Annotated in this window: 3 protein-coding genes; all 3 read left to right on the top strand. The window is 50.8% G+C overall.

The features are described 5' to 3' along the window. A partial coding sequence (secA, locus tag ACTHUE_RS11015) for a preprotein translocase subunit SecA (protein ID WP_440423472.1) occupies window positions 1–2,657 on the top strand: 2,657 nt, incomplete at its 5' end. A 132-nt stretch (window positions 2,658–2,789) separates the two neighbouring features. Next, window positions 2,790–3,890, top strand: a complete 1,101-nt coding sequence (aroC, locus tag ACTHUE_RS11010; protein WP_440361196.1) for a chorismate synthase — start codon at window positions 2,790–2,792, stop codon at window positions 3,888–3,890. A gap of 92 nt (window positions 3,891–3,982) precedes the next feature. Further along, the gene (locus ACTHUE_RS11005; protein ID WP_128581235.1) at window positions 3,983–4,576 is read left to right on the top strand and encodes a type II secretion system protein GspG; all 594 of its coding nucleotides are present in this window, start codon (window positions 3,983–3,985) and stop codon (window positions 4,574–4,576) included. Window positions 4,577–4,891: the final 315 nt, after the last annotated feature.

Below are 4,891 nucleotides of genomic sequence, written 5' to 3'. Positions count from 1 at the left end.
AACAAATGCAGGCATTGAGCGATGCAGAACTGCAAGCTAAAACAGCCGAATTCAAACAACGTCTCGCCGACGGACAAAGCCTGGACGACATCTTGGTCGAAGCCTTTGCCGTCTGCCGCGAAGCATCAAGCCGTGTATTGGGCATGCGCCACTTTGATGTACAGCTTATCGGCGGTATGGTTCTGCACAACGGCAAAATCGCCGAAATGCGTACCGGTGAAGGTAAAACTCTGGTGGCCACCCTTGCCGTTTACCTGAATGCATTGTCAGGAAAAGGCGTCCACGTCGTTACCGTCAACGACTACCTCGCCTCCCGTGACGCGAGCATTATGGAGCCTTTGTACAACTTCTTAGGCTTGAGTGTCGGCGTGATCGTCGCCGATTTGCAACCTTTCGAACGCCAAACCGCTTACGGTGCCGACATTACTTACGGCACCAACAACGAATTCGGCTTCGACTACCTGCGCGACAATATGGTTACCGACCAATACGACAAAGTTCAGCGCGAATTGAACTTTGCCGTTGTCGACGAAGTGGACTCCATTCTGATCGACGAAGCGCGTACGCCGCTGATTATTTCCGGCCAGGCAGATGACAACATCCAGCTCTACCGCGTAATGGATGCCGTTCCGGCCCACCTTATCCGCCAAGAAACCGAAGAAGGCGAAGGCGATTACTGGGTAGATGAAAAAGCACACCAAGTTATTCTGAGCGAAGCTGGTCACGAACACGCCGAGCAAATCCTGACACAAATGGGCTTATTACAGGAAAACGACTCGCTCTACTCTGCCGCCAATATTTCCCTGATGCACCACCTCATGGCGGCATTACGTGCGCACACCCTGTTCCACAAAGACCAACACTACGTCATTCAAGACGGTGAAATCGTGATTGTGGACGAATTCACAGGCCGTCTGATGGCCGGCCGCCGTTGGTCCGAAGGCTTGCACCAAGCTGTTGAAGCCAAAGAAGGCGTAGAAATCAAACGCGAAAACCAAACGCTTGCATCTATTACCTTCCAAAACTACTTCCGCCTGTACAGCAAACTATCCGGTATGACCGGTACGGCCGACACCGAAGCCTTCGAGTTCCAAAGCATTTACAACCTCGAAACCGTCATCATCCCGACCAACCGTCCTGTACAACGTAAAGACTTCAACGACCAAATCTTCCGCTCAGCTGAAGAAAAATTTGAAGCCGTTGTCAAAGACATTGCCGAATGCCACAAAAACGGTCAACCGGTTTTGGTCGGCACCACCAGCATCGAAAACTCCGAACTGGTTTCTGACTTGTTACACAAAGCCGGTCTGCCGCATAACGTTCTGAACGCCAAAGAACACGAGCGCGAGGCATTGATTGTAGCTCAAGCCGGTAAAGTCGGCGCAATTACCGTTGCCACCAACATGGCAGGCCGCGGTACCGATATTGTTTTGGGCGGCAACCTCAAACATCAAATCGAAGCCATCCATGCCGATGAAACCCTGAGCGAACAGCAAAAACAAGCGCAAATTTCTGCCCTTGAAAGCGGTTGGCAAGCTGAACACGACCAAGTTGTGGCCGCAGGCGGTTTGCATATTATCGGTACAGAACGCCATGAAAGCCGCCGTATCGACAACCAGTTGCGTGGTCGTGCCGGCCGTCAGGGCGACCCCGGCTCCAGCCGTTTCTATCTATCGTTTGAAGATCCATTGTTGCGCCTGTTTGCACTCGACCGTGCCGCCGCCATCCTCAACCGCCTGGCACCTGAACGCGGCGTTGCCATCGAACACGGCCTGCTGACCCGTCAAATCGAAGGCGCACAACGTAAAGTCGAAGGCCGCAACTTTGATATGCGTAAACAGGTTTTAGAATATGATGACGTTGCCAACGACCAACGTAAAGTGATCTACCATCAACGCAACGAAATCCTGACCAGCAAAGATGTCAGTGATTTGACCCGCGAAATCCGCGCCGACGTTATCAGCGACTTGGTTGATTACCACATCCCGCCTGACAGCATGGAAGAGCAATGGGACATTCCAGCACTGGAGCACCAACTTGCCGCCGATTTCCGCCTGCATGTCGATATTAAAGGCTGGCTGAAAGAAGACAGCACTTTGGACAACCAAGACATTAAAGAACGCCTCATCAAGCGCATCGAAGACGAGTATGCCGAAAAAGTTGAATTGGTCGGCAAACAGGCTATGTCAGACTTCGAACGCAATGTTATGCTGCAAGTTATCGACAACCAATGGCGCGAACACCTCGCCGCTATGGACTACTTGCGCCAAGGTATCCATCTGCGCAGCTATGCTCAGAAAAATCCGAAACAGGAATACAAACGCGAAGCTTTCGCCATGTTTGAAAATCTGTGGCGCGGTATCAAACAAAACATTGCCGCTTTGCTGACTGCCGTTCAAATCGAGCGCAATAGCGAATACGACCACACCGCCGCACAAAGCGTCAGCGATGTTCAAACCGTCCACTCCGATGCGCCTGATATGGAAGAATTGCTCGGTCAATCGCAAACCGATTTGGTTACAGAAGCGTTCGACCCTGACGGCACAGACTTCAGCCCTGAAGCGCTTGCACAAAACGGCCTGATTGTTCACCGCAACGATCCTTGCCCTTGCGGCAGCGGCCTGAAATACAAACAGTGCCACGGTAAATTGAACTAAGTAGTCATCTCAAAAGGCCGTCTGAACGGTGAAACGAGAATCTTTGATTTCGTTCTCACATCTGTTCAGACGGCCTGAGAATTATCCAAACAAGTAAAAAATTTCCAAACCCAATTTCAAAAGAGTATCCCTATGGCAGGCAATACCTTCGGACAAATCTTTACCGTTACCACTTTCGGCGAAAGCCACGGCGCAGGCTTGGGCTGCATCATCGACGGCTGCCCGCCAGGATTAGAATTGAGCGAAGCGGATATCCAATATGACCTTGACCGTCGCAAACCCGGCACCAGCCGCCACGTTACCCAACGTCGCGAAGCCGACCAAGTCGAAATCCTCTCCGGCGTATTCGAAGGCAAAACTACCGGTACACCTATCGCTCTCCTAATCCGCAATACCGACCAACGCAGCAAAGACTATGGCAATATCGCCACCAGTTTCCGCCCCGGACATGCCGATTACACCTACTGGCACAAATACGGTACACGCGACTATCGCGGCGGCGGTAGAAGTTCCGCCCGCGAAACCGCTGCCCGCGTTGCAGCCGGAGCAATTGCGAAAAAATGGCTGAAAGAAAAATTCGGCACGGAAATCACCGCCTACGTCACCCAAGTCGGCGAAAAAGAAATTCAGTTTGAAGGCTACGAGTACATTTCCCAAAATCCCTTCTTCGCTGCCAACCAAAGCCAAATCGCCGAGCTGGAAAACTATATGGACAGCGTGCGCAAATCGTTGGATTCCGTCGGCGCGAAACTGCATATCGAAGCGTCCAACGTCCCCGTCGGCTTGGGTGAACCCGTTTTCGACCGCCTCGATGCCGAAATCGCCTACGCCATGATGGGCATCAACGCCGTCAAAGGCGTGGAAATCGGCGCGGGCTTCGGCAGCGTCGTCCAGCGCGGCAGCGAACACGGCGACGAACTCACCCCGCAAGGCTTCCTGTCCAACCACTCAGGCGGCATCTTGGGCGGCATCAGCACCGGACAAGACATTCATGTGAATATTGCCATCAAACCGACCAGTTCCATCGCCACACCGCGCCGCAGTATTGATATAGAAGGCAACCCTGTCGAGCTTGCCACACACGGTCGCCACGACCCCTGCGTCGGATTACGCGTCGCTCCGATTGCAGAAGCCATGCTGGCCTTGGTATTGATTGACCACGCCTTACGCCATCGCGCGCAAAATACCGACGTAGTGGTTGATACGCCAGATATTGCCAAAACTCGCGGGTAAAATCTAAAAAGGTCGCCTGAAAACGCCTATTTATATGATATTATGATATGGTACTTTTCAGACGGCCTTAAACTATACATCCGGACCTTACAATGGAAAATACTGAAAACCACACATTCGTCGCACCACCTGCCAAAATCCACACAGCCGCTTATGTCCTTGCAGGCGTTTCCTTTATTCCGCTCATCGGTTTGATCTTCGGCATAGCGGCTTTGGTTTTAAGTATATTGGGATGGCGCAAACGCGGTGCAAAAATCGTTGCCTTGATTGCCTCCTTAGGAATGTTATGCACCGTCGCGCTTTACGGCGCATTGTTTTATTTCGGCTTTGTTCAGCGAGGAGGCATGTACGACGAACTGAGGCAGCAACTGACGGTAAATACTTTGTCTAGTTTGGTTTCCGAAGTCGAATTCTACCGTCTGCAACACGGTGTCTATCCTGAATCATTAGAGCAGCTCCAAGAATCTCAGCCAAACAAGCCGATATTTATGTATGATACGAGTACTACGCCTCTGAGTTCCGAACCGCTCCGACTGTTTTATTACGAACGCAGTGGCGATGCTCATTATTATTTGCGTAGTGTTGGCAATGATGGCAAAGCGTTTACTGCTGACGACATCCTGCCTAATATTGAACAGTCCGAAAACAGCAAAATCGGCCTGCTTTTGCAAAAAGAAGTCCAGTAAAGATTATCGCATAGGCATTTCAAACCCTCTTCTTAAGCTAGCAAAATATGAAGCGCTTCATCTGTGCACTTGAGGTCGTCTGAAAACAAATATGGCAGATTGTGCCGAACATTTTCAGACGACCTTTCATAACGCCTATTGAGATAAGTGTGCCAGCTCGTTTGCAAAATAAACATTTACAATCGAACATTCTCAGAAAAATTTAGCCAAATCACAGTCTTTATACTACAATAGCACCTTATTGCCGTATGACGAAAATACGGATTTATATTAGAGGAATACAACCGCAATGGCACAAGAAACCGCTTTGGGCGC

This window comes from Neisseria sp. P0021.S005, from assembly GCF_051956955.1.
This window is presented reverse-complemented; position numbering and strand designations above follow the sequence as displayed.

Excerpts from the sequence above, each read along its gene's own strand:
- ACTHUE_RS11005 (WP_128581235.1), top strand. The coding sequence starts at position 3,983 with ATGGAAAATACTGAAAACCACACATTCGTCGCACCACCTGCCAAAATC.
- aroC (WP_440361196.1), top strand. The coding sequence starts at position 2,790 with ATGGCAGGCAATACCTTCGGACAAATCTTTACCGTTACCACTTTCGGC.